Annotated in this window: 17 protein-coding genes and 1 pseudogene; 7 read left to right on the top strand and 11 right to left on the bottom strand. The window is 69.0% G+C overall.

Features of this window, described 5'->3' with window-relative positions:
• Nucleotides 1–29: 29 nt before the first annotated feature.
• Nucleotides 30–959: a carbohydrate ABC transporter permease gene (locus F3T56_RS36065; protein WP_149829568.1), complete on the bottom strand. Its 930-nt coding sequence runs from the start codon at nt 957–959 to the stop codon at nt 30–32.
• 106 nt (nt 960–1065) lie between these two features.
• On the bottom strand, nt 1066–2532 hold the full coding sequence (gene ngcE / locus F3T56_RS36060; protein WP_149829567.1) for an N-acetylglucosamine/diacetylchitobiose ABC transporter substrate-binding protein: 1467 nt from the start codon (nt 2530–2532) through the stop codon (nt 1066–1068).
• A gap of 406 nt (nt 2533–2938) precedes the next feature.
• Here ngcE and F3T56_RS48575 point away from each other — a divergent pair.
• Nucleotides 2939–3130, top strand: a pseudogene (locus F3T56_RS48575) (hypothetical protein); the annotation flags it as partial.
• A 248-nt stretch (nt 3131–3378) separates the two neighbouring features.
• Here F3T56_RS48575 and F3T56_RS36050 read toward each other — a convergent pair.
• Nucleotides 3379–4452, bottom strand: a complete 1074-nt coding sequence (locus tag F3T56_RS36050) for a lytic polysaccharide monooxygenase auxiliary activity family 9 protein (protein WP_172639299.1) — start codon at nt 4450–4452, stop codon at nt 3379–3381.
• Between the two features lie 360 nt (nt 4453–4812).
• Here F3T56_RS36050 and F3T56_RS36045 point away from each other — a divergent pair, with 360 nt between their 5' ends.
• Nucleotides 4813–5373, top strand: a complete 561-nt coding sequence (locus F3T56_RS36045) for an SMI1/KNR4 family protein (protein WP_149829566.1) — start codon at nt 4813–4815, stop codon at nt 5371–5373.
• A 4-nt stretch (nt 5374–5377) separates the two neighbouring features.
• On the opposite strand, the gene F3T56_RS36040 is transcribed toward F3T56_RS36045, so the two are convergent.
• The 4 genes from F3T56_RS36040 to acnA form a co-directional block, all read right to left on the bottom strand.
• On the bottom strand, nt 5378–5830 hold the full coding sequence (locus F3T56_RS36040; protein ID WP_149829565.1) for a DUF2867 domain-containing protein: 453 nt from the start codon (nt 5828–5830) through the stop codon (nt 5378–5380).
• Between the two features lie 146 nt (nt 5831–5976).
• A complete protein-coding gene (locus tag F3T56_RS36035) occupies nt 5977–7536 on the bottom strand; it encodes a sensor histidine kinase (protein ID WP_149829564.1) in 1560 nt (519 codons plus the stop codon).
• Nucleotides 7533–8264, bottom strand: coding sequence for a response regulator transcription factor (locus tag F3T56_RS36030; protein ID WP_149829563.1), 732 nt, complete (start codon nt 8262–8264; stop codon nt 7533–7535). The genes F3T56_RS36035 and F3T56_RS36030 overlap by 4 nt, the downstream gene beginning before the upstream one ends.
• Before the next feature lie 167 nt (nt 8265–8431).
• On the bottom strand, nt 8432–11155 hold the full coding sequence (acnA, locus tag F3T56_RS36025) for an aconitate hydratase AcnA (protein ID WP_149829562.1): 2724 nt from the start codon (nt 11153–11155) through the stop codon (nt 8432–8434).
• A gap of 773 nt (nt 11156–11928) precedes the next feature.
• Here acnA and F3T56_RS36015 point away from each other — a divergent pair.
• On the top strand, nt 11929–12159 hold the full coding sequence (locus F3T56_RS36015; RefSeq protein ID WP_149829598.1) for a DUF4236 domain-containing protein: 231 nt from the start codon (nt 11929–11931) through the stop codon (nt 12157–12159).
• 119 nt (nt 12160–12278) lie between these two features.
• Entirely contained in the window at nt 12279–13808 is a 1530-nt protein-coding gene (locus F3T56_RS36010; RefSeq protein ID WP_149829561.1) for a helix-turn-helix domain-containing protein, read from the top strand.
• Nucleotides 13809–13930: 122 nt separating this feature from the next.
• Here F3T56_RS36010 and F3T56_RS36005 read toward each other — a convergent pair whose 3' ends face one another.
• A complete protein-coding gene (locus tag F3T56_RS36005) occupies nt 13931–14623 on the bottom strand; it encodes a tyrosine-type recombinase/integrase (protein ID WP_246204246.1) in 693 nt (230 codons plus the stop codon).
• Nucleotides 14624–14903: 280 nt separating this feature from the next.
• Entirely contained in the window at nt 14904–15131 is a 228-nt protein-coding gene (locus F3T56_RS36000) for a hypothetical protein (RefSeq protein ID WP_149829560.1), read from the bottom strand.
• Nucleotides 15132–15289: 158 nt separating this feature from the next.
• Between F3T56_RS36000 and F3T56_RS35995 the strand changes: the two genes are divergently transcribed.
• The gene (locus tag F3T56_RS35995; RefSeq protein WP_172639298.1) at nt 15290–16246 is read left to right on the top strand and encodes a TAXI family TRAP transporter solute-binding subunit; all 957 of its coding nucleotides are present in this window, start codon (nt 15290–15292) and stop codon (nt 16244–16246) included.
• A 28-nt stretch (nt 16247–16274) separates the two neighbouring features.
• On the opposite strand, the gene F3T56_RS35990 is transcribed toward F3T56_RS35995, so the two are convergent.
• A complete protein-coding gene (locus F3T56_RS35990; protein WP_149829558.1) occupies nt 16275–17681 on the bottom strand; it encodes a HAMP domain-containing sensor histidine kinase in 1407 nt (468 codons plus the stop codon).
• A 9-nt stretch (nt 17682–17690) separates the two neighbouring features.
• Nucleotides 17691–18443 (bottom strand): response regulator transcription factor, encoded by a 753-nt coding sequence (locus tag F3T56_RS35985; RefSeq protein WP_149829557.1) that lies wholly within the window; start codon nt 18441–18443, stop codon nt 17691–17693.
• A 218-nt stretch (nt 18444–18661) separates the two neighbouring features.
• Here F3T56_RS35985 and F3T56_RS35980 point away from each other — a divergent pair, with 218 nt between their 5' ends.
• Together F3T56_RS35980 and F3T56_RS35975 are read left to right on the top strand one after the other, a co-directional pair.
• Nucleotides 18662–20788 carry a TRAP transporter permease gene (locus F3T56_RS35980; protein WP_246204245.1) on the top strand — a complete coding sequence of 709 codons (2127 nt, stop codon included), beginning with the start codon at nt 18662–18664 and terminating at the stop codon, nt 20786–20788.
• Between the two features lie 288 nt (nt 20789–21076).
• Entirely contained in the window at nt 21077–22078 is a 1002-nt protein-coding gene (locus F3T56_RS35975; protein WP_149829555.1) for a TAXI family TRAP transporter solute-binding subunit, read from the top strand.
• Nucleotides 22079–22427 lie beyond the last annotated feature (349 nt).

The raw sequence follows: 22427 nt of genomic DNA, 5'->3' as shown, positions 1-22427 counted from the left end.
CCCGGTCGGCCCAGTCGGCACGGTCCCCATCAGTACTCCAGCCGTTCGCGTCGGCCGAGCTTCATCACGATCGCGACGAAGAGCAGCGTCACGACGAGGAGGGCGACGCCGATTGTTGTCGCGTAGGCGGCCTGGCCGTCGCGGAATGCCTTCTGGTAGACGTACAGCGGCAGGACCGTCGTCGAATAGTCGGGGCCGCCGCCGTTCGGGCCGACGGTCATGATCTGTACGACCGCGAAGGACTCGGCGCCCAGCGCGAGGATGCCCATGTAGGCCCAGCCCGACTGCACGGTGTCCCAGAGCAGCGGCAGGGTGATCCTGAAGAACGTGGTGATGCGGTTCGCCCCGTCCAGCAGTGCGGCCTCGTAGTAGTCCCGGGGAATGGAGGCCATTCCGGCGGAGAAGAGCACGACGAAGAATCCGACGGTGCTCCAGACGAGGACCGCGAAGACACACCACAGGGCGAGATCGGGGTCGCCGAGCCAGTTGGGCTGGACGTTGTCGAGACCGATGAGTTTCAGGCCGGAGTTGAGCGCGCCGCTGTTGGGGTTGTAGGCGAACTGGAACAGCAGGGCGACGATCGCGATCGACAGCACCTGCGGGAAGAAATAGACGACCTTGTAGAAGGAGGAGCCGCGTACGCCCGCGATCGCGGCGCCCTTCCGGCGCCTGCCGCCGACGTTGAGCATGAAGGCGAAGAACAGGGCGAGGGTGAGCGTGACCAGCGGAAGCAGCACCACGAGCATCACGCTGTGCTGAAAGGACTTCCAGAAGACGTCGTCCTCCAGCATTCTCGTGAAGTTCTTGAACCCCACCATCTTGAACTCGGGGCTCAGTCCGCTCCAGTCCGTGAACGAATAGTAGATGGACTGGATGAATGGCCAGATCACGAAGAGGCCGTAAATGGTCAGGGGGGCCGCCAAGAACCCCACGATAAAACGGTACTTGCCGTGTTGCATTCCTACCGACCCGATCTTCCCGCGGGCACCGCCGCCGACGCCGCCATCAAGAGCCGGGGATTCCCGTCAATCGTCCGAGCGTCGGAAATCCCCGGCCGCGCCACGCTCACTGGTGCTTGTAGTGCTTGATGGAGTCGTCCTTGGCCGCTTCATCGGCGTACCCCTGGATCTTCTTGATGGCCTCGGCCGGGGTGAGGCGGCCCGCCATCATCTCGCCGAGGCCGCCGACGCCGATCTTCTCTTTCTGCAGGGCCACGTACCAGTCCTGGAGCCGCGGGTTGACCACGTTGTCGCCGGCCTTCTCCAGGGCGGCGACACCGGACTTCAGGCCCGGGGTCAACTCGATGCCGTCGGTGCCGCCGTTGAACGCGCTCAGTGACTTGACGGACTGGGTGAAGTTCCTCGACGAGTCCTCGCTGAGCATGATGCGCAACTGCTCCATGCCGCCGTCGGGGTTCTTGGCCTTGGCGGGGACGATGAAGGGCTCGCCGCCGGATGCCCAGATGGTGCCGAAGGGCATCTTGTCCGAGCTGTCGATGCCGGACGGCGCGGACACGGCGAGGTCGAAGTCCGCCGGCATGGTCTTCGCCGCCTCGTTCTCCACCCAGGAGCCGTTCGGGATGAAGAGTGCCTTGCCCTCGGTCCAGGCCGTCTGCGACTGAATGTGGTCCAGGCCCGGGGTGCCCCTGAGGATGTAACCCTTCTTGTAGAGCTCGTAGTAGGCCTCGAAGCAGGTCTTGACCGCGGGGTGCTTCCAGGCATTGGGCTCCAGGTTGTCGATCGCGTCAAGGACCTCGGCGCCGCCGACCTTGCCGATCATCGGGTAGAGCGAGAAGGGGATGTAGTACGGGTGCTTGCCCGCGTACGTCCAGCCCGCCATGCCCTTCTTCTTCGCCTTCTCGCAGACCGCGAGCATGTCGTCCCAGGTCTCCGGATAGGTGGCGTCGAGCGAGTCCAGCGCCTTCTGGGAATACCACACGCCATAGACGGTGTACGCGTAGTACATGATCCAGACCGGGTCGCCGTCGAACTGGCCCATCTCCACGATGCCCGGGCGCAGGGTGTCCCGGACCTTCTTGTTCGGGTCGTCGACGGACGGCGCGTCCAGCAGCGGGGTGAGGTCGGCGAGCTGCTTCTGGCCCACGAGGACGCCCATGTCCATCTGTTCGGCACCCGAGTTGTCGATCAGATCCGGCGGCGTGCCCTGGTTGAAGCGCGGCTGGAGGACCGACTGGATCTTCTGGGTCGCGGAGAACTTGACCTTCGCGTCGGGGAACTTCTGCTCGTAGACGGCCTTGGCGTCCTCGGCGTACTTCGTGCCGAAGCCGCCGTCGAAGATGACGATCTCCAGCGGCGCGCTCTCGTTGACGGCGAGCGGGTTCTCCGCCGTCTTCTCGCCCTTTTCCACCTTCTCGCCACTGTCGCCGTCACCGCCGCTGGCGCAGGCGGAAAGGAAGCTCATTGTGGGGACGGAGATCAGGCCCAGCGCGGCGGAACGCTTGATCAGATCGCGGCGGCCGACACCTGCGGAGCCGTTGTCGTACCCGGTGTTCTCAGCGGTAGTGGATCCCACGTTCAAGTCCTCGCCTTCTCCAGGACTCAGGCGGTGAACCGGATCCTCCCGGCACCGCGGTCGGTTCAAGCTGGGTCGTGCGTGAGGATTCAACAGCGGCAGGACGGCGGTCCGCGGCGTGACACGTCCGCGATCACCGGTAATTCCCCCCGGGTCGTGCCTGCCCACACCTGTGTGCCCACTATGCGGACGCCGACAGGTATAGTCCACTTCCCGCCAGGGGGGCAAGATCGAATGCAAGTTGGCCATTGGTCTTTTCCGAGTTGAGACCTCTCGGAAATATGAGCGCCTTTGCGCCACCTGATCGAATCCTCGCCATTCGACCCGGACGACACACTCAACACCCTTGACATCACCAGCCACTTGAACCACTACTGGTCCCTGCGTAACCGGTAGAAAACGTTAGCCGACCGGCTGGACCCTCCAGGGCTCGGCGGACGGCAGCACGTGACAGACCCTCGACCGTCGCTCCGGCGAGTCGTTCACCTGGGACCGACAGACGCGGGCCTTCTCGATCCCGGGCCCGAGCACGTACCGCCACTACCGCCTGGCCCTCGACGAGACCGCGACATTGGCGGAGGTGGAGCTGCTGGCCTGACGTCAGGGCGAAGACGTACGCGAGAACAGTATGAACACAAAGGCTTCGGCGGCCCCTCAACACCCAACTGAGTTGACGATGCCGTCCGTTGACGGGGTAGAGTCTTGTATAGACCACTCGACAACGTTGTCTCGTCGTCGCCCGGTCCTCCGGAACCACACCCCACCGCGCCGGTTTCCCCCGTACCGGCCGCGGCTCATGGACCGGGTGGGCACGCACTGCCCGCCCACCCGGTCCACCCGAGCGTTTCAGCCCACCCGGCAGGGCAAGGCTGTCGCGGAATCACCGCCCGATCCCTGCACGACGTATCCGAACGTGGCGGTCTCGCCCGGATCCAGTGCCCCGTTCCAGTCGGCGTTGTGGACCATCACGTCCTGTCCGGTGTAGGTGGCGCTGCCGCTCCAGAGGCTGTCGACCTTCTGTCCGGCGGACAGCGTCCAGTTGACCATCCAGCCGAGCATCGGCACGTCGCCGGTGTTGGTGACGACGACCTCGGACTGGTAGCCGCCGGTCCAACTGCCCGTCGTACGACGGGTCGCGGCGCACTCCCCTGGTACCGGGTCGGTGGGGTCGCCCGGCTCCTTGATGCCGGTCACCTCGCCGTTGCCGCCGTCGAAGACGACGTCGGAGCAGGAGTAGAAGGTCTCCTGGCTGTCGGAGCGCTGCCAGACCATGTAGATGATGTGGCGGCCCGACTTGTCGGCGGGCAGCTGGCCCCGCCAGGAGTAGTTGGCCTCAACCGTGCCCGGGCTGCCGTTGAGCGGCGGGTGGTCGACGCTCAGGAACGGCTGTTCCTCCATGTCGTCCCAGGTGAGGGTCTGGGTCGGGTCGAAGCCGTCCTTGGTGATGTAGACGTAGAACCAGCCCGGGTGCGCCGCCCACGCGTTGTACGAGAAGTCGACGGTCGCGCCGGAGGTGAGGTGGGTCAACGGCCAGTCGGCGCTGGGGGTGTTGAACCCGGTGAAGTTGGTGTTGCCGCCGCTGCACAGCTGGCCGTCCGGGACGAAGCCCCGGGTACGGCCGGCGCCGTCCGAGCGGAGCACCGAGAACCAGTTGTAGAACGGGGTCGTCCCGCTCACCTGCTGTGCGGAGCGACAGGCCGGGTTGATCGGTTTGATCTCCCCGGTGTCGGTCAGCCCGTCCTGCCAGCACAGGAAGGTGCGGCTGCCCGGCTTCATCGGGGTGCCGTGGGCTTCCGCCTCGCCGCTGCCGGCCGTGAGGACCAGGCCGAGTGCCGGGATCGTGGTCACGAGGGCGAGCAGGACGAGGAGGAGGGCACGGTGGCGTTTGGGCAGGCCTAATCGTAAGATTGTCACGTGCATGACAAACGCTCCTTTGGGTGTACGGCCTTGAGGAACGTGCGCGTGTACATGTGTGTGGGTGAGTGAGTGGTGCGGGGGTGGGAACGGGTCCGGGGCGGCGGGTTCCGGTCCGCCGCGCGTTATGGGAGCGCTCCCACCCCACCTGCTTCGGAAGCTAGCGCGGAGAGCCGCGCTTGTAAACGTCTTGCGCGACCCTTGACGCACAAGGGCCGCACCCGAGTGGGTGCGGCCCTCGCGATGACGGAGAACGCGTGCGGACGAAGGAGCTCCTTTCCGTAGTCGTTGACGACTCTGAGGGCGAAAGCTGAGGCGAAACTGAAGAGCGGGGGCGTTGTCAGAGGCGGGTGCTTTCATGACCGTATGGACATCGATCACGCGGATCCCCATGAGGTAGCGGCGCTCCGTGCCGCGTTCGACGTCGACGACGGCGGCGAGTCGGCGCTCGGCTGGGAGGCCGTGCGTGCCTTCGAGGCGGAGCATGGGGTCGTGCTGCCCGAGCCGTACCGCACGTTCGTCGCCGAGATATCGGACGGGTCGTACTCCGGACCACCGGACTTCGGGCTCGTGTCGTTGGCGAACCTGCCGGACGACTGGGGTGGCGAGGGGCAGGACCGTGATCTCAGCAAGCCGTTCCCGCTGAGCGAGATGTGGCTGTGGGAGGACGATCCCAGGCCGTCCGAGGAGATCGAGCCCATATTGGAGCAGGTCTTCGACCACGGGACGATCGTGCTGGGGACCGACGGATGCGGCATGAACTGGCATCTCGTCGTCACCGGCCCGCACCGGGGGCACATCTGGCACATCACCGGTGAGGGCGCCACTCCCTTCGGCGCCGAGTTCGGGTTCACCAGCGCCGAGTCCGGGTTCGCCGGATGGGTCGCGCACTGGGCGGCCGGCAAGCCCTGGTACGACGCGGAGTAGATGGTCAGAGGAGTTCGGCGTGGCGGCGGATGGAGGTGAGCAGTCGGCGGGTGAGGGTCGCGTGTGTGCCCGAGGTGATGACGAGCAGGCGGTACAGGGTGCCGAGGGGGCCGGGGAAGCGGGCGTGGGTCCTGGCCCGTAGGAGAACTCGGCCCGGGGCGGCGGGTTCGAGGTGGAAGGCGAGGGTGTACGTCGAGAAGTAGTGGCGACCCCGGAGGGCCAGTTCCTCGCCCTCGATCGCCGTCACCGCGCGGAAACCGGGAATGGTCGAGCCCTCGGCCGGCGGTCGTGGGCCGGAGGCTGTGCGGTCGGCGCAGCCCACGAGGGTTGCGTAGCGGGCGGCGCGGGGGCTCGAGAAGGCGCCGTCCAGGGCTTCGCCCAGGGCCCGCCAGACGGTGTCGGGGGCTGCCTCGATGACCGTCGTGTACTCGTCGACGTACGGCGAGGTCTGCTGCATCAAGGGCTCCCTGGGGTGGGGCGGGACCGTTGGCTCGGGCCCGCATCGCACCCCACCAGGGAAGCCGCCGCCTTGAGGGAACTCAAGGGGGCGGCGGCCTCGAAAGCCGGCGGTCACACGTGAACCGCCGTCACCTGCCCCCCTGGTCACGCCGGAATCGACCGTATCGGCGGTGCCGAGGGGACCGAAGGGGCTGAGACCGTGTCGATGGCCGGGAGTTCGATCGTGCCGGCGGCCGGGAGTTCGGTGGTGAACTCCGTGTGGCCGGGGTCGCTCACCGCGTCGAGGCGGCCGCCGTGGGCGGAGACGATCGCGGCGACGATGGCGAGGCCGAGGCCGGAGCCGCCCTGGTGGGGGCCGGTGCGGGAGCGGGAGGCGTCGGCTCGGGTGAAGCGTTCGAAGACCGAGGGGAGGAGGGCGGGCGGGATGCCGGGGCCGTCGTCGCGTACGCGGATCACGCAGCGGTCGGCAGTGGACTCGACCGAGGCCGTGACCGTCGTACCGGGCGGGGTGTGCACCCGGGCGTTGGCCAGCAGGTTCGCCACCACCTGGTGGAGTCGGGCCTCGTCCCCCGTGACCAGCGCCGGGGCGTCCAGGAACAGGGTCAGCTGCCAGTTGTGGTCCTCGCCCGCCGCCCGCGCGTCCCACACCGCCTCCGCGACCAGGGCGGCGAGGTCCACCTCGGCCGACTCCAGGGGGCGGCCCTCGTCCAGGCGGGCGAGCAGGAGGAGGTCCTCCACCAGGCCCGTCATCCGCGCCGACTCCGCCGAGATGCGCCGCCACGCCAGCGTCGGCTCGATCTTGTCGGTACCCCGGTTCATCAGTTCCGCGTAGCCGGCGATCGACGCCAGCGGCGTACGGAGTTCATGGCTGGCGTCGGCGAGGAAGCGGCGCATGCGTTCCTCGCTGCGCTGCCGTTGGGCGAGGGATGCCTCGACGTGGTCGATCATGCGGTTGAGGGCGGCGCCGACCTGGCCGGCCTCGCTGCCGGGGTCGGTGTCGCGGTCGGGTACGCGAGTCAGGCCCGTGACCTCGCCGCGGTCGAGGGGAGAACGGGAGACCTCTACGGCTGTGGCGGCGACCCGGTCGAGGGGGCGCAGCTGACGCCGGATCACGAACGCGCAGACACAGCCCGCGACGGTGAGGCCGACCCCCGCGACCACCGCCTCGACCACCACGAAACCGTTGATCATGTCCTGGACGTCGTCCATCGGCAGGCCGGTCAGGACGTGCAGCCCGTCCGCGCTGAGGGCGGTGATCCGGTAGGTACCGAGGCCGGGCACGGTCCGGGTGTGGGTCGAGCCGTCGGCCCCGATGCCGTCGAGGGCGGCCCGCTGCCCGGCGGTGAGGGTCTCCGGTTCGCCGCTCGTACCGATGACCTCGGCGGAGGTGATGTTCCCCGCGTCGTCGAGCCGCGCGGCTAGCGTGCCGACGGCCTGGCCCTGCTCCCTGAGGAACGCCAAGTCGGTGTGGTTGCGTGGCCCGACGCTCACCCCGCCCAGGCTGCGCTCGGCGGCGTTGGTGACCCGCTCGTCGAGGGCGCCCAGCAGCGAGGAGCGCTGCGCGGCGACCGTGGCCAGCGTCATCGCGACGCACACGGCCACCAGGGTGGCGGTGATGAAGAAGAGCAGCCGGGTACGGAGGGAGCGGCTCCGCACCGTCTGCCGACAGCGGTTCCGTACCCCAGCCGTCCAACGGGCCGTCATCTTCCGTCCTCCCCCGCCCGGATCGCGTACCCGAGCCCGCGCACGGTGTGGATCATCGGCGCTCTGCCCTTGTCGATCTTGCGGCGGAGACTGGAGATGTAGACCTCCACCAGATTGCCGCCGCCGTCGAAGGAGCTGCTCCACACGTGGTCGAGGATCTGGGCCTTGCTCAGCACCTGGCGGGGGTGGCTGAGCAGCAGGCCGAGCAGTTCGAACTCCTTGGCGGTGAGCTGGATCGGCGTACCGTCGCGGTGCACCTCGCGGGTCTCCTCGGTGTAGACGAGGTCGCCGAGCACGAGGGCTCCGTCGTCCGCCGACGACCTGGTCTCCTCGACGCCGGACCGCCGCAGCAGTCCGCGCAGCCGCAGCACGACCTCCTCCAGGGAGAACGGCTTGGTCACATAGTCGTCCGCGCCCGCCGAGAGCCCGTCGATACGGTGCTCCAGCCCGTCCCGGGCGGTCAGCATGAGCACGGGCAGCTTCGGGTTCTCGTACCGCAGTCGCCGTAGCACCTGGACGCCGTCCAGGTCGGGCAGCATCCCGTCGAGGACCACTGCGTGCGGGGCGCAGCCGCGCGCCACCCGGAGCGCGCTGTGCCCGTCCGCCACCGGGTAGGGGCGCCAGCCCGCCTCGGTCACGGCCACGGCCAGCAGTTCGGTGAGCCCGGGTTCGTCGTCGACGATGAGGACACGGACTCGGCCGTTTCGGGTCGCGGAGATGCCTGCCATGTCCTGATCCTGTCGCGGTTGGCTGAGGGAACCCTGTGTTCCGGCTGAGCTGGAGCCGTGTGAGCCGGCGGCACGGCGAAGGGCCGGAGCCGTGCGAGCCGGGGACACGGCGAAGGGCCGCACCCCCGGCGACGGGGGTGCGGCCCTCAACTGCCGTACTGAGCCGCTTACTTGCGGATCAGGTTGCGCAGCACATACTGCATGATGCCGCCGTTGCGGTAGTAGTCGGCCTCGCCGGGGGTGTCGATGCGGACGACCGCGTCGAACTCGACACCGGTGTCGGTCGTGACCTTGACCGTGCGCGGCGTGGTGCCGTTGTTCAGCTCCTCGACGCCGGCGAAGGAGAAGGTCTCCTCGCCGGTGAGGCCGAGGGACTCGGCCGAGGCGCCCTCGGGGAACTGCAGCGGGAGGACGCCCATGCCGATGAGGTTCGAGCGGTGGATGCGCTCGTACGACTCGGCGATGACGGCCTTGACGCCGAGGAGGGCCGTGCCCTTGGCCGCCCAGTCACGGGACGAGCCGGAGCCGTACTCCTTGCCGGCCAGGATGACCAGCGGGATGCCCTGCTCGATGTAGTTGCGCGAGGCGTCGTAGATGAACGACACCGGGGCGCCTTCATCGGACCGGGTGAAGTCGCGGGTGTAGCCGCCCTCGGTGCCCGGCGCGATCTGGTTGCGCAGGCGGATGTTGGCGAACGTACCGCGGATCATGACCTCGTGGTTGCCTCGCCGGGAACCGTAGGAGTTGAAGTCACGACGCTCGACACCGTGCTCGGTGAGGTACTTGCCGGCCGGGGTGTCGGCCTTGATGGCGCCGGCGGGCGAGATGTGGTCCGTCGTCACCGAGTCGCCCAGCTTGGCGAGGACACGGGCGCCGGCGATGTCCGAGACCGGGGTGGTCTCCATCGTCATGCCCTCGAAGTACGGGGGCTTGCGGACGTAGGTGGACTGCGGGTCCCACTCGAAGGTGTTGCCGGTCGGGATCGGCAGCGCCTGCCACTGGGCGTCGCCCGCGAAGACGTCCTGGTAGGACTTGTTGAACATGTCCTCGCCGATGGCGTTCGCCACGACGTCGTTGACCTCGGCCTCGGAGGGCCAGATGTCGGACAGGAAGACCGGCTTGCCGTCCTGGTCGGTGCCGAGGGCGTCCTTGGTGATGTCCACCTTCATGGAGCCCGCGATGGCGTACGCGACGACCAGCGGCGGGGAGGCCAGGTAGTTCATCTTGACGTCGGGGTTGATACGGCCCTCGAAGTTCCGGTTGCCGGAGAGGACCGAGGTGACCGCGAGGTCGTGGTCGTTGACGGCCTTGGAGACCTCCTCCGGCAGCGGGCCGGAGTTGCCGATGCAGGTGGTGCAGCCGTAGCCGACGAGGTTGAAGCCGACCTTGTCGAGGTACGGGGTCAGGCCCGCCTTGTCGAAGTAGTCGGTGACGACCTTGGAGCCCGGGGCGAGGGTGGTCTTGACCCACGGCTTGCGGGTCAGGCCCTTCTCGACCGCCTTCTTGGCCACGAGCGCGGCGGCGACCATGACGTACGGGTTCGAGGTGTTGGTGCAGGAGGTGATGGCCGCGACCGTCACCGCACCGTGGTCGATCTCGTACGTCGAGCCGTCGGGGGCGGTCACGGTGACCGGGTTGGACGGGGCGCCGTTGGGCGCGACGGCCGGAGCGTCGGAGGCCGGGAAGGACTCCTGGCCCGCCTCGTCGACGGTGTCGACGTAGTTACGGACGTCGCTCTTGAACTGCTCGGCGGCGTTCGCGAGGACGATGCGGTCCTGCGGGCGCTTCGGACCGGCGATCGACGGGACGACCGTCGCGAGGTCCAGCTCCAGCTTCTCGGAGAAGTCGGGCTCGGCGGCCGGGTCCAGCCAGAGGCCCTGCTGCTTGGCGTACGCCTCGACGAGCGCGAGCTGCTGCTCGCTGCGGCCGGTGAGCTTCAGGTACTTGATGGTCTCGCCGTCGATCGGGAAGATCGCGGCGGTGGAGCCGAACTCCGGCGACATGTTGCCGATGGTGGCGCGGTTGGCGAGGGAGGTGGCGGCCACGCCCTCGCCGTAGAACTCGACGAACTTGCCGACGACACCGTGCTTGCGGAGCATCTCGGTGATGGTCAGCACGAGGTCGGTGGCGGTGGTGCCGGGGGGCAGCTCACCGGTCAGCTTGAAGCCGACGACGCGCGGGATGAGCATGGAGACCGGCTGGCCGAGCATGGCGGCCTCGGCCTCGATGCCGCCGACGCCCCAGCCGAGGACGCCGAGGCCGTTGACCATGGTGGTGTGCGAGTCGGTGCCGACGAGGGTGTCGGGGTAGGCCTGGCCGTTACGCACCATGACGGTCCGAGCGAGGTGCTCGATGTTGACCTGGTGGACGATGCCGGTGCCGGGCGGGACGACCTTGAAGTCGTCGAAGGCGGTCTGGCCCCAGCGCAGGAACTGGTAGCGCTCGCGGTTGCGGCCGTACTCCAGCTCGACGTTCTGCGCGAAGGCGTCGTTGGTGCCGAACTTGTCGGCGATGACGGAGTGGTCGATGACCAGCTCGGCCGGGGAGAGCGGGTTGACCTTCGCCGGGTCGCCGCCGAGCTCCTTGACGGCCTCACGCATGGTCGCGAGGTCCACGACACAGGGGACACCGGTGAAGTCCTGCATGATCACGCGGGCCGGCGTGAACTGGATCTCCTGGCTGGGCTGGGCCTGCGAGTCCCAGCTGCCAAGAGCACGGATGTGGTCGGCGGTGATGTTCGCGCCGTCCTCGGTACGGAGCAGGTTCTCCAGCAGGACCTTGAGGCTGTACGGAAGGCGGGCCGAGCCTTCCACCTTGTCCAGCCGGAAGATCTCGTACGACTCGTCGCCCACCTGCAGCGTGCTGCGGGCGTCGAAGCTGTTCGCCGACACGACAGTCTCCTTCATTCCATGTGCGCGTACCACCGCATCCTGCCGCCACGCCCTCTTGGCCGATCCGCTAAGGCAAGGCTAAGTTAGGTAATCCTTACCAGGGCGGGCGGCTACGGTACGCCTCGGCAGATATCTCGATGTCGAGATAACTCTAGTACATGAGGGCGGGCTGGTCATGCCCGGCCCACTGTGGCGCGCGCAAATGCCGTGTCCGTGGAGCGGTCGAAAAGGGTTTGCGCGCGGAGCCGCAGGGCGGATAGAGGTTTGGACAGAAGTAACGGCTGAACCCCGCCACAAGGCTTGAGGGGTCACGACAGCGAGAGGAGGGATAAGCCGATGAAGCCCATGATCACCGCGCTTGTCTCCTCCCGGGGCGCGAACCACGCCTGACCCCGGAGCGGAAACGGGCGCCTTCACAGGAGCGCGCCTTGACCGCGGAACAGAACGACCTGACCACACGCCCGATCGACGACCTGACCATGCGTCCGATCAGCGGACGCGAAGAACTCGACCTCTTCTGCCGACTGTCCTACGCCCTCAACGGCGCACTGGCGGACGACCTCGCCGCCGGCCGCCGGCGTCCGGAATGGATGCGGGTCGGCGCCAGTATCGCGTCGCGCCCGTCTCGCCCGCGCCGGGTGCGGAACCCGTACCGTCGGTGCACTTCGACCAATCCCTGGCCTTCGCCCATCAGTTCGCGAAGGCGGGGTAACCGACAAGCAGCACCGAACGCCGAACCGGCGCCAACGAACGTACGGCGACGGGAGGCAGGCATGCCGCTCGCGTTCCGCAAGAGTTTCCGGATACTGCCGGGGGTGCGGCTGAACATCAACCGGCACTCGTGGTCGATCACCACCGGAAGGCGCCACGGGCCGCGCCGTACGCACAGCAGCACGGGACGGCGTACGACGGTGGGGGCGCCCCCGCTCGAGCGAAGCCGAGAGTGGGGGGACCTGCCCGGCCCCTTCGGCCGGCGTCGCACACGCAAGGCACGCCGGGGCTGAGATGTACACCGAGGTCGAGGCGTCGGACGACCCGTCACGGAGATACCCAACCGGTCCGGGTCACCCATACAGACCCACCCGACGCAGGAGTCATCTCATATCTGAGATAGCCTCACCGCATGACCGACGACTACCTCGTACGCATCGGCAGGCTCATCCGTGACGCCAGGCAGCACCGTGGCTGGACGCAGTCGCAGCTGGCGGAGGCGCTCAACACGAGTCAGAGCGCCGTCAACCGCATCGAGCGCGGCAATCAGAACATCAGTCTTGAGATGATCGCTCGAATCGGTGAAGCCCTGGACAGTGAGATCGTGTCGCTGGGGTACGCGGGACCGATGCATCTGCGCGTGGTCGGCGGGCGCCGACTGCGCGGCTCGATCGACGTGAAGACCAGCAAGAACGCATGTGTCGCGCTGCTGTGCGCCTCCTTGTTGAACAAGGGACGCACGGTGCTGCGCCGGGTGGCGCGGATCGAGGAGGTGTACCGCCTTCTGGAGGTGCTCGGCTCCATCGGCGTACGCACCCGGTGGATCAACGACGGCGTCGACCTGGAGATCGTGCCGCCGGCCGAGCTGGACCTGGCGGCGATCGACGCGGAGGCGGCCCGCCGTACGCGGTCCATCATCATGTTCCTCGGCCCGTTGCTGCACCGTATGGACCACTTCAAGCTGCCGTACGCGGGCGGTTGCGACCTCGGTACGCGGACCATCGAGCCGCACATGATCGCGCTGCGCCGGTTCGGGCTGGACATCACGGCCACCGAGGGGCTGTACCACGCCGAGGTCGACCGGTCCGTCGTCCCCGGCCGCCCGATCGTGCTGACCGAGCGCGGCGACACGGTGACCGAGAACGCGCTGCTCGCCGCCGCCCGCCACGACGGCGTGACCGTCATCCGCAACGCCTCCTCCAACTACATGGTCCAGGACCTGTGCTTCTTCCTGGAGGCCCTCGGCGTACGGGTGGAGGGCATCGGCACCACCACGCTCACCGTGCACGGCGTGCCGCACATCGACGTGGACGTCGACTACTCGCCCTCCGAGGACCCGGTCGAGGCGATGAGCCTGCTGGCCGCCGCCGTCGTCACCGAGTCCGAACTCACCGTGCGCCGGGTGCCGATCGAGTTCCTGGAGATCGAGCTGGCGGTCCTGGAGGAGATGGGCCTCGACCACGACCGCTCGGCGGAGTACTTCGCCGACAACGGCCGTACGCGGCTGGTGGACCTCACCGTCCGGCCCTCCAAGCTGCAGGCGCCGATCGACAAGATCCACCCGATGCCCTTCCCCGGCCTGAACATCGACAACGTGCCGTTCTTCGCGGCCATCGCCGCCGTCGCCCAGGGCAAGACCCTCATCCACGACTGGGTCTACGACAACCGCGCGATCTATCTGACCGACCTCAACCGGCTCGGCGGGCGGCTCCAACTCCTCGACCCCCACCGCGTCCTGGTCGAGGGCCCCACCCGCTGGCGCGCCGCCGAGATGATGTGCCCGCCCGCCCTGCGCCCCGCCGTCGTCGTCCTCCTCGCGATGATGGCCGCCGACGGCACGTCCGTCCTGCGCAACGTGTACGTCATCAACCGCGGCTACGAGGACCTCGCCGAACGGCTGAACTCGGTGGGAGCGCAGATCGAGATCTTCCGGGACATCTGAACGGCGGGTGCCGCCGTACCCCGCCTGACCTGCGTGGATGCGGGTCGGGAAGGGGTGCGGCGGCACCTCTGGGACTTCCCTGGGACTTTGGGCCTGGACCGGGCTTCTGCCGGTCGTCCGAGCTACGCGAAGACCGCGTCGATGGCGGTGCTGCCGCGCGCACCGGCACGGGGCAGGAAGTGCGCGTACTTCCGCAGCGTGAATCCGGGGTCCGAGTGGCCGAGCCATCGGGCCAGGGAGACGACCGGCTCGCCGGCCTCCAGTTGCTCGGAGGCGTAGAAGTGGCGCAGGGCATGGTAGCCGTGCTCTCGGGACGGCTCCCATACTCGGGCCCCGGCGGGGGCGCTCTCCTCCAACGTGGCGATCACGCCGGCCCCGGCCAGGGCGGGCTTCCAGACGTAGGAGTTGAAGTAGTTCCGGTTGATCGCCTTTCGCTCGCGGCCGGTCACCAGGAGGTTGTAGGTCCTCGGCCTCCTGTGCTTGGCCTCTACCGGCGTCTCTGCCGGGCGCGGGTCGTCCCAAGCCATCGTGACGGGCACAGGTGCGAAGAGCTCCATGCGCTGCCGCAGGGCTTTGGCCACGCTTGGGGGCAGGGGCACATCACGGACCTTGCGCCCCTTGGGAAGCGCGAAGCACAGCTTCGTCCGCACCATCTTGACCTGGCGCCGGACGTGGACGACTTCCGCCTCGAAGTCGATGTCTGCCGCAGCCAGACCGAACGCCTCTCCTTGGCGGAGGCGGCAGCGCGCCGAGGTGCGGGACGATGTGCCGACGCACCCGCTGCTCGATGCGTTCGAGGGTGGACGGGCCGCCACTCTGGGTGGGCCACCAGTGGGTCTCGATGTAGTCCTTGAGGGAGCAACTCAAGCATTCACATCGACGTGAAGAAGGTCGGCCGCATCCGCGACGGAGGCGGCAGGCGGGCACACGGGCGCGGCATTGGACAGCCCAAGGCCGTCAATCGTTGCGAATCCGACCGCACCGCCGCCCCTGCCGATGACCGTCCGCCCGCGTGGCAAGGTGCTCTCAGCAGTGACCATAGGACTCGTTACCGGCCACGCCGCTCTGCACGGCCGCGCCTTGGTACAGCCCCCATCAGACACCGGCAGCCAAACAGGCGCGCAACTCTGCCTCGCCGGCGTTGCCGCCGCTGCACACCATCGCCACCCTGCGGCCGACCATGACGTTCCGCAGGGCGAGCAACGCGGCCAGCGGCGCGGCGCCCGCATCTTCCGCGAGCGTACGGGCGTCACGCAGCAGCAGCCACTGGGCCCGTCGGATCGTCCCGCGCGCCGTGGGGCTTCCGTCCGCCGGGCTGTTCACCGTACGGCAGCACCGCCAGCGGCGCCGTCGACCGCCCACCTCCCGGTCACGGACCGCCGTCTTCGCAGACGGTTAGGCTGCCCGAGTCGGTCCATCGGACCCCGCACGACATGGGCCGCACGCCCTGTGCGCGGCTCGGAACGTCGAGGGAGGTACCCATGCGGCTGGCACGCGTACTCGCCGCCGCCCTCACCGCGGCGCTGCTGCTCGCAGGGTGCGGCGGAAGCGACGCGCCACCCCGCCCGTCCGGGGAGATCAAGGTGGCCACCGGCAACCCAGGCGGTGTCTACGCGGACTACGGGGCCGGTTACGCCGACCTCATCGATAGTCGGCTGCCGGACGTCTCGGCGCGGGTTCTGCACAGCGGGGGCAGTGTGGACAATCTGCGCCGGGTGGCCGCCGACCAGGCACAGGCAGGCTTCACTCTCGCCGATTCCGCCGCCGACGCGGTCGCCGGGAGCGCGCCCTTCTCCCGGAAGCTGCCCGTGGTGGCACTGGCCTCGCTCTACGACAACTACGTGCAGTTGGTGGTCCGCGCGGACAGCCCGGTCCGCAGCGCGAAGGCGCTGCGCGGGCTGCGGGTCTCCGTGGGGGCCGAGGGCTCCGGGACGGCATTGATCGCCGAGCGCATCCTGAAGGTCGCCGGGCTCTCCCCCGACGGCGACCTGACCTCGCTGCGGCTGGATGTGCGTGAGTCGGCGACCGCCCTTGCCGAGGGGCGGATCGACGCCTTCTTCTGGAGCGGCGGCCTGCCGACCGGGGCGATCACCGAACTCCGCCGGACCACGACGATCCGCCTCGTCGACCTCGGCGACGTGGTCGGGGAGCTCACCCGGTCCTACGGCGAGCTCTACACCGAGACCACCGTGCCCGCCGTCGTCTACGGGGCACAGAGCGCGGTGACCACGGTGAGCGTGCCGAACTTCCTGGTCGTACGGCGGGACATGCCGGACGCGGAGGCGTACTGGCTGACGCGGCTGCTGTTCGAGGGGCAGTCCCGGCTGATCCGGGCGCACCCGGAGGCCCGCCGCCTCGACCGGCGTACGGCGATCGCCACCCACCCGCTGGAGCTGCACCCCGGCGCCGCCCGGTGGTACCGCGAGTCGCATCCCTGACCGCTTACAGGCCCGTCACCGACTCCCATCACACCGGGTCGCCGGGGAGTGCCGGCGCGGCGGGCAGCCGTACGGTGGCGGAGAGTCCGTGTGGCCGCGCGGCTGCCAGGAGCAGTTCACCGCCGCCCGCCTCCACCACCATGCGGGTGAGCGCGAGGCCGAGCCCTGTGCCGCGGACGTTCTGGTGGCGTGTGCTGCGCCAGAACCTCCCGCCCGCCTGGGGCAGTTCCTCCTCGGTCAGGCCGGCGCCGGCATCCCGTACCGTCACCTCGACCGTCTCCCTCGCTGCCCCGGCCGGGGCGCGGTGCACGGAGACATCGACCGGTGCCCCCTCGCTGAACTTGAGGGCGTTGTCGAGCAGGGTGTCGAGTGCGTGGTCGAGGGAGTCGGGCAGGGACAGCGCGCTCACCCCGTCGGGAATCGTCGTGCTGAGCGGGACGCCTGCGCTGGCGAAGGCCGTCCGCCAGGCATCGACCCGGTGTCTCACCACGGCTGAGACGTCGACCTGTGCGCGTTCCGCCTCGGACGCCTCCGCCCTGGCCAGCCGCAGCAGCCCGTCGAGCATCTCGCCGAACCGGTCGGCCTCCTCCACAGCGAAGTGCAGTTCGTTCAGGCCGCGCGGGTCGTTCACGAACTCCTCGAGGTTCTCCACCCGCAGCCGGAGCGCGGTCAGCGGGTTGCGCAGTTGGTGGGACGCCTGTGCCACGAACGCCCGCTGCTGCTCCTGGGAGGCGTGCATGCTGTCCGCCATCACGTTGAAGTGGTTGGCGAGGCGGCGCAGTTCGGGGGCGCCCGCCCGCTCCGACACACGGGTCTTCAGGCGTCCGAGGGCGACCTCATGGGTGGCGCGGTCCAGGTCGTGGACAGGGCGGAGCACCCAGCGGACCACCGGCGCCGCGACGGCGATCACCACCAGGACGAGTGCCGCGAGGCTGCCCAGTACCACCAGCGTCAGATGGTCGGCAACCTCGGAACGGGCCTGGTCGGTGGGGGAGACGATCAGCACGGCACCCAGCACACGGCCGTCGCGCCGGACGGGCTCGGCCAGCACGAAGGGCCGGTCGTCCCATGGCCACCACACGCCGGGCTGCTCGGGAGGCCGGTCGGCGAGGGCGAGCAGCAGCGCCGACCGCACCTGCGGCTCCTCCAGGTCGACGGGGCGCGAGGCGACCACAGTCTCGCTGTCGGCGTCCACCACCGCGACGCGTGAGTCATAGAGGTTCGCGTAGCGGTCGGCGGTGGCCTCGAGCCGGCCGGTCCGCCCCGACTCCAGGGCGGTGGCGGCCAGGTCGGCGAACCAGGCGCCGTCCTCGACCCTCCCGATGAACGAGCTCTGGACCGTGCGCTCCGCGGTGGCCCGCACCAGGGGCAGGCTGAGCGCGACGATCAGACCTGCGACCAGGACGAAGACGATGACGAGAAGTCGGCGGCGCATCCGGCGTCCTTACTCGCCTGCCGCCGCCGGACCGCCGGCCTCCGCGCCACCACCGTCGACTCCCGGACCAGCGTCGCCCCCCGGACCACGGGCCGCCCCCGTACCGGCGGAGAGCCGGTATCCGAAGCCGCGCACGGTCTGCACCAGGCCCCCCGCCCGCCCCAGCTTGCCGCGCAGGGTGGCCACATGGACGTCGAGGGTGCGTGACATACCGTCGTACGTCGTCTGCCACACCTCCACCACGATCCGGTCGCGGGGCACTGCGGCACTGCCCGCGCGGGCCAGCAGGGCGAGAACCTCGAACTCCTTGCGGGTCAGGGTGATACTCCGCCCGTCCACGGTGACCGTGCGCCGTCCGAGGTCCACCTCCAGGCCGTCGACGGCGACGAGCAGGTCCTCGTGGCCGCGCTGGCTCACGCTGCGCCGGAGCACCGCCTCGATACGGGCCAGCAGCTCCGCGGTCCCGAAGGGCTTCACCACGTAGTCGTCGGCGCCACTGCGCAGCCCCCGCACGCGGTCGGGCTCGTCTCCCCTCGCGGTCACGGCGATCACCGGGACCCCGCCACGGGCGCGCAGTTCCCGGCACACCTCGATGCCGTCCCGGTCGGGCAGGCCGAGATCGAGCAGCACGAGATCGACCGTCGGTGCCGCCAGGGCGTCAGCCGCGTTGGCGGCACGCCGTACCTCGTACCCGTGGCGCCGGAGGGCACCGGTGAGGGCGTCGGCGACCCGGTTGTCGTCCTCGACGAGAAGTATCCGCACACGGCCTCCCGGTTACTGAAATCCGGCGGGGCCTGAGGCCCGGCGGCAGGGGTGCCGAGGGAGCGCGCAGGTCACAGCCGTCGCGATGAGCGTAGAAGTGACCGCCGTCACTGAACCCTAAACCTACGTTAAGTCCTCGGGCGTGCTCTGTTGCCCGCATGTAAACGGCTGCCACGGTCTGGGGCAACACGAACCACCTAGCCCCAGGAGATGCCGCGATGAGCATGGCAACGGCGCCGTCCGAGCCGAGGCAGCGATCAGCCGAGGAGCTCGTGGCCGAGTTCGAACAGGAGCGGCCGGCCCGCAAACTCTCCCCCGGGGTCTCCGCGGCCGTGTCCGTGGTGTGCGCCGCGCTGTCGGTCTTCGTGCTGTACGCGATCTTCTTTCCAGTGGCCAAGGGCACCCAGTACTACCTGACCCTCTTCCTGTCGGGGGCGCTGCCGCTGATCTTCCTGACCCACCGCGGGACGGTACGGGTACCGGCGCTGCTGCTCCCCTGGCGACGCGGTGACCGCACCGCGCCCGCCGACGGGAGGTCGGACAAGACGGCCGTCCGCCACGACAACCCAGCCTGGCTCGACTGGCTGCTCGCCGCGGCGGCACTCGCCGTATGCCTGTATCCGCTGCTGGAGTTCGACGCCTTCATCGAGCGGCGCCAGCTTCCGACCTCACTGGACACAGCTGCGGGCCTCGCCATGATCGTGCTGGTCCTGGAGGCATGTCGGCGCACCACCGGCTGGGTCCTGCCCGCCTTCTGCGCGAGCTTCCTGGTGTACGCGTACTACGGCGGACTGCTGCCGTACGACTGGTCCCTGGCGCACGGCGGCTTCGACATCGACGCGATCGCCGCCCACTACTTCATGGGCACCGACGGCGTCTACGGCGTGCCACTGAACGTGGCCGGCACCTACATAGTCCTGTTCACCATCTTCGGCGCCGTCCTCGACATCTCCGGCGCGGGCAAGTTCTTCATCGACCTGTCGTTCGCGGCCTTCCGCGGCTCGCGCAGCGCCCCCGGCCGCACAGTGACCGCCGCGGGCTTCCTCCTCGGCACGGTCTCCGGTTCCGGCACCGCGACCGCGGTCAGCCTGGGCTCAGTCGCCTGGCCCGTCCTGCGCCGGGCCGGCTACGGCAAGGAACAGGGCGGCGGAGTGCTCGCGGCCGCCGGCATCGGCGCGATCCTCTCCCCGCCGACGCTGGGCGCCGCCGCGTTCATCATCGCCGAGTACCTGAGGGAGAGTTACCTCACCGTCCTGCTGTACGCGCTGGTGCCCACGCTCCTGTACTACCTGGGCATCCTCCTCGCCGTCGAGATCGACGCCCGCAAACACCACACGCAGCCGGTCGTGGACGACGAGCCCACCTCGGCACTGCGCCTGCTCGGCCGGTTCGGCTACCACTTCCTCTCCCTCTTCATGATCGTCGGCTTCATGGCGATGGGGCTGCCCCCGTTCAAGGCAGTGGTCTACGCGACGGCCCTGCAGTTCCTGCTGTCGTTCCTCGACCCGCAGCACCGGATGACGCCGCGACGGCTGTACCAAGCCCTCGCCGAGGGCAGCAAGTCGGTCCTCCCGGTCGTCGCCACCTGCGCCGCCGCGGGCATGATCGTCGCCGTCGTCACCCAGACCGGCCTCGGCCTGAACCTGGCCTCGGTCATCGTCGACGCGGCCGGGATCTTCGGCGACAACCCGACCGTGACGCTGGTCCTGACCGTGCTCTTCGCCGCGGTCGCGGTGTCGATCCTCGGGCTCGCGGTCCCGGTCACCGCCTCCTTCATCATCGCCGCGGTGATCATCGCGCCCGCCCTGCTCGAACTGGGAGTCGCCACCCACGAGGCGTACATGTTCATCTTCTACTACGCCGTGCTCTCCGAGGTGAGCCCGCCGACGGCCATGGCGGCGGCCGCCTCCGCCGCCATCACCGGCGGCAATCCGATGCGCACGATGGTGGCGACCTGGAAGTACTCGCTGCCCGCGTTCCTCGTGCCGTTCGCCTTCGTCCTGACCGACAACGGCGCCCATCTGCTCGGCACGGGCGGCCTGTGGGGCGTCCTGTGGACCACCGCGGTCTCCGCCCTCGCCGTGGCCGCCCTGGCCGCGGCCACCGGAGGCCGACTGCTCGGCCCGGCAGGTCCGGTGGAGCGGGCGCTGTGCGCAGCCGCCGCCCTGTGCCTTCTGTACCTCGAAGCCGTAGCGATCACCGCGGGTTTCGCGGCCCTCGCACTCGCCCTCGGCGTGCATCTGGTGCGCCGCAGGCAGACCACCCTGGGGGTTCCCACCAGTGGTGGGAACCCCCAGGCGGAACACCATCACAGCGCAGACGCGGAAGGACAGCTCCCCTCTTGACCTCCACCCCGCCGTGAACAGCGGAGATCCCTTCCCTCACGGGTCGAGCTTTCCGCTTCGCAGCCCGCTGCCGCCTGGGGTTACCAGCGAAGGGACGGTGTGCCGCCCACGGTCTTACACAAGCTCCACAGACCTGACTTCCCGCCGGCCCGGCGGTAGACCCGGCGGCTTGGTTGTCGCCGCCGGGTGCGACACAGCGTAGTGCAACCCGGACGCTCCGCGTCCGGCGATATTCGGATGCGTTTTCTCCCCGGCATGAAGACCGGGGTCTCCACTCAAGGAGTTTCGATGAAGCACCAGATGCGCGCCCTGCGCCTCGCCACCGCCGCACTCGCCATAGGTCTCCTCGCCACCGCCTGCGGTGGCGGGAAGCAGACGGAGAACACGGCCGCCGGCAGCAGCGGAAAGGGAGGCCGGCTCACCATCGCGACCGGGCCCACCACCGGCGTCTACTACCAGATCGGCGGCGGACTCGCGGAGCTGATCTCCGACAACCTCGACGGCTACCGGGCCACCGCCACCACCACCGGCGCGTCTGTGCAGAACATCCAGGGCCTCGGAGCCGGCACCTACGACCTCGCCTTCTCCCTGCTGGACACCGCCGGCGACGCCGTAAAGGGCAAGGAGTCCTTCACCTCCCCCCAGAACATCGAGGCACTGACCCGGCTGTACCCGAACTACACCCAGGTGCTGGTCCGCTCCGATTCAGGGATCGACTCCATCAAGGACATGAAGGGCAAGCGGGTCTCCACCGGGGCCCCCGGCTCCGGCACGGAAGTGATCGCCAACCGGCTGCTGAAAGCCGCGGGGCTGGACCCCGCCAAGGACATCTCCGCCGACCGCCTGGGCCTCCCGGAAACCGTGGACGCCATGAAGGACGGCACGATCGACGCGCTGTTCTGGTCCGGCGGACTGCCCAGCGGCGGCATCACGGACCTCACCACCAGCCTCAAGAAAGAGGTCCGCTTCCTGGACGTGACACCACAGCTGTCCGCTTTGAACCAGGAGTACGGCGATGTCTACATGACGGCCTCCATCCCCAAGTCCGTATACAACCAGCCCAAGGACGTGCCCACGATCGTGGTACCGAACGTGTTGCTGGTGAAGAAGGGCTTCGACCCGGATCTCGCCGCCGAGATCGTCAACCTCATCTACGTGAAGAAGAGCGAACTGGAGAAGGTGAACGCGGCCGCGGCCGAGATCAAACTCGACATGGCCGAGATCGTCACCCCCGTCCCGCTGAACCCCGGCGCGGAGAACGCGCTGAAGGCCCTCGCCCAGAAGTCCTGAGCCAGGCAAGGGGCAGGTGGCCGGTCCGAAAGGACCGGCCACGCATCACAAACAGATCAACCTCTACCCAGCGCGGGCGCACCAACTCGCGCGAACGACAAGCCATACGACCGATCCAGGGAACCGCTGCCAGCCCCTCCTTCATATGCCTGCTGCCTCACGCCGCCGACCGTGTCCGCGGTGTCGCCGCCCGGTCCGCACCGGGAGCGCACCCGTCAAGGGATGTCATGGTGCACACCCACAGAGAACCGTTCCTGGGGACTGAGCAGGAGTAAGCCCGTTCAGCCGCACGCCCCGAACGGTCTTGGGCGTACTGGTCCCCGGCGTACTCGACCCCGGGGCGGCGACA

Origin of the sequence: Streptomyces tailanensis, from assembly GCF_008386495.1 — a bacterium.
In the GTDB taxonomy this organism is placed as follows: domain Bacteria; phylum Actinomycetota; class Actinomycetes; order Streptomycetales; family Streptomycetaceae; genus Streptomyces; species Streptomyces tailanensis.
Note: the sequence above shows the minus strand (reverse complement) of the source record. Positions and strands in the feature narration are given on the sequence as shown.

Coding starts and splice junctions, on each gene's coding strand:
- F3T56_RS35980 (WP_246204245.1), top strand. CDS start 18,662: ATGAGCATGGCAACGGCGCCGTCCGAGCCGAGGCAGCGATCAGCCGAG.
- F3T56_RS36035 (WP_149829564.1), bottom strand. CDS start 7,536: ATGACGGCCCGTTGGACGGCTGGGGTACGGAACCGCTGTCGGCAGACG.
- F3T56_RS36015 (WP_149829598.1), top strand. CDS start 11,929: ATGCCGCTCGCGTTCCGCAAGAGTTTCCGGATACTGCCGGGGGTGCGG.
- F3T56_RS35995 (WP_172639298.1), top strand. CDS start 15,290: ATGCGGCTGGCACGCGTACTCGCCGCCGCCCTCACCGCGGCGCTGCTG.
- F3T56_RS36010 (WP_149829561.1), top strand. CDS start 12,279: ATGACCGACGACTACCTCGTACGCATCGGCAGGCTCATCCGTGACGCC.
- F3T56_RS36040 (WP_149829565.1), bottom strand. CDS start 5,830: ATGCAGCAGACCTCGCCGTACGTCGACGAGTACACGACGGTCATCGAG.
- F3T56_RS36065 (WP_149829568.1), bottom strand. CDS start 959: ATGCAACACGGCAAGTACCGTTTTATCGTGGGGTTCTTGGCGGCCCCC.
- F3T56_RS35975 (WP_149829555.1), top strand. CDS start 21,077: ATGAAGCACCAGATGCGCGCCCTGCGCCTCGCCACCGCCGCACTCGCC.
- F3T56_RS36030 (WP_149829563.1), bottom strand. CDS start 8,264: ATGGCAGGCATCTCCGCGACCCGAAACGGCCGAGTCCGTGTCCTCATC.
- F3T56_RS35990 (WP_149829558.1), bottom strand. CDS start 17,681: ATGCGCCGCCGACTTCTCGTCATCGTCTTCGTCCTGGTCGCAGGTCTG.
- F3T56_RS36045 (WP_149829566.1), top strand. CDS start 4,813: ATGGACATCGATCACGCGGATCCCCATGAGGTAGCGGCGCTCCGTGCC.
- F3T56_RS36050 (WP_172639299.1), bottom strand. CDS start 4,452: ATGCACGTGACAATCTTACGATTAGGCCTGCCCAAACGCCACCGTGCC.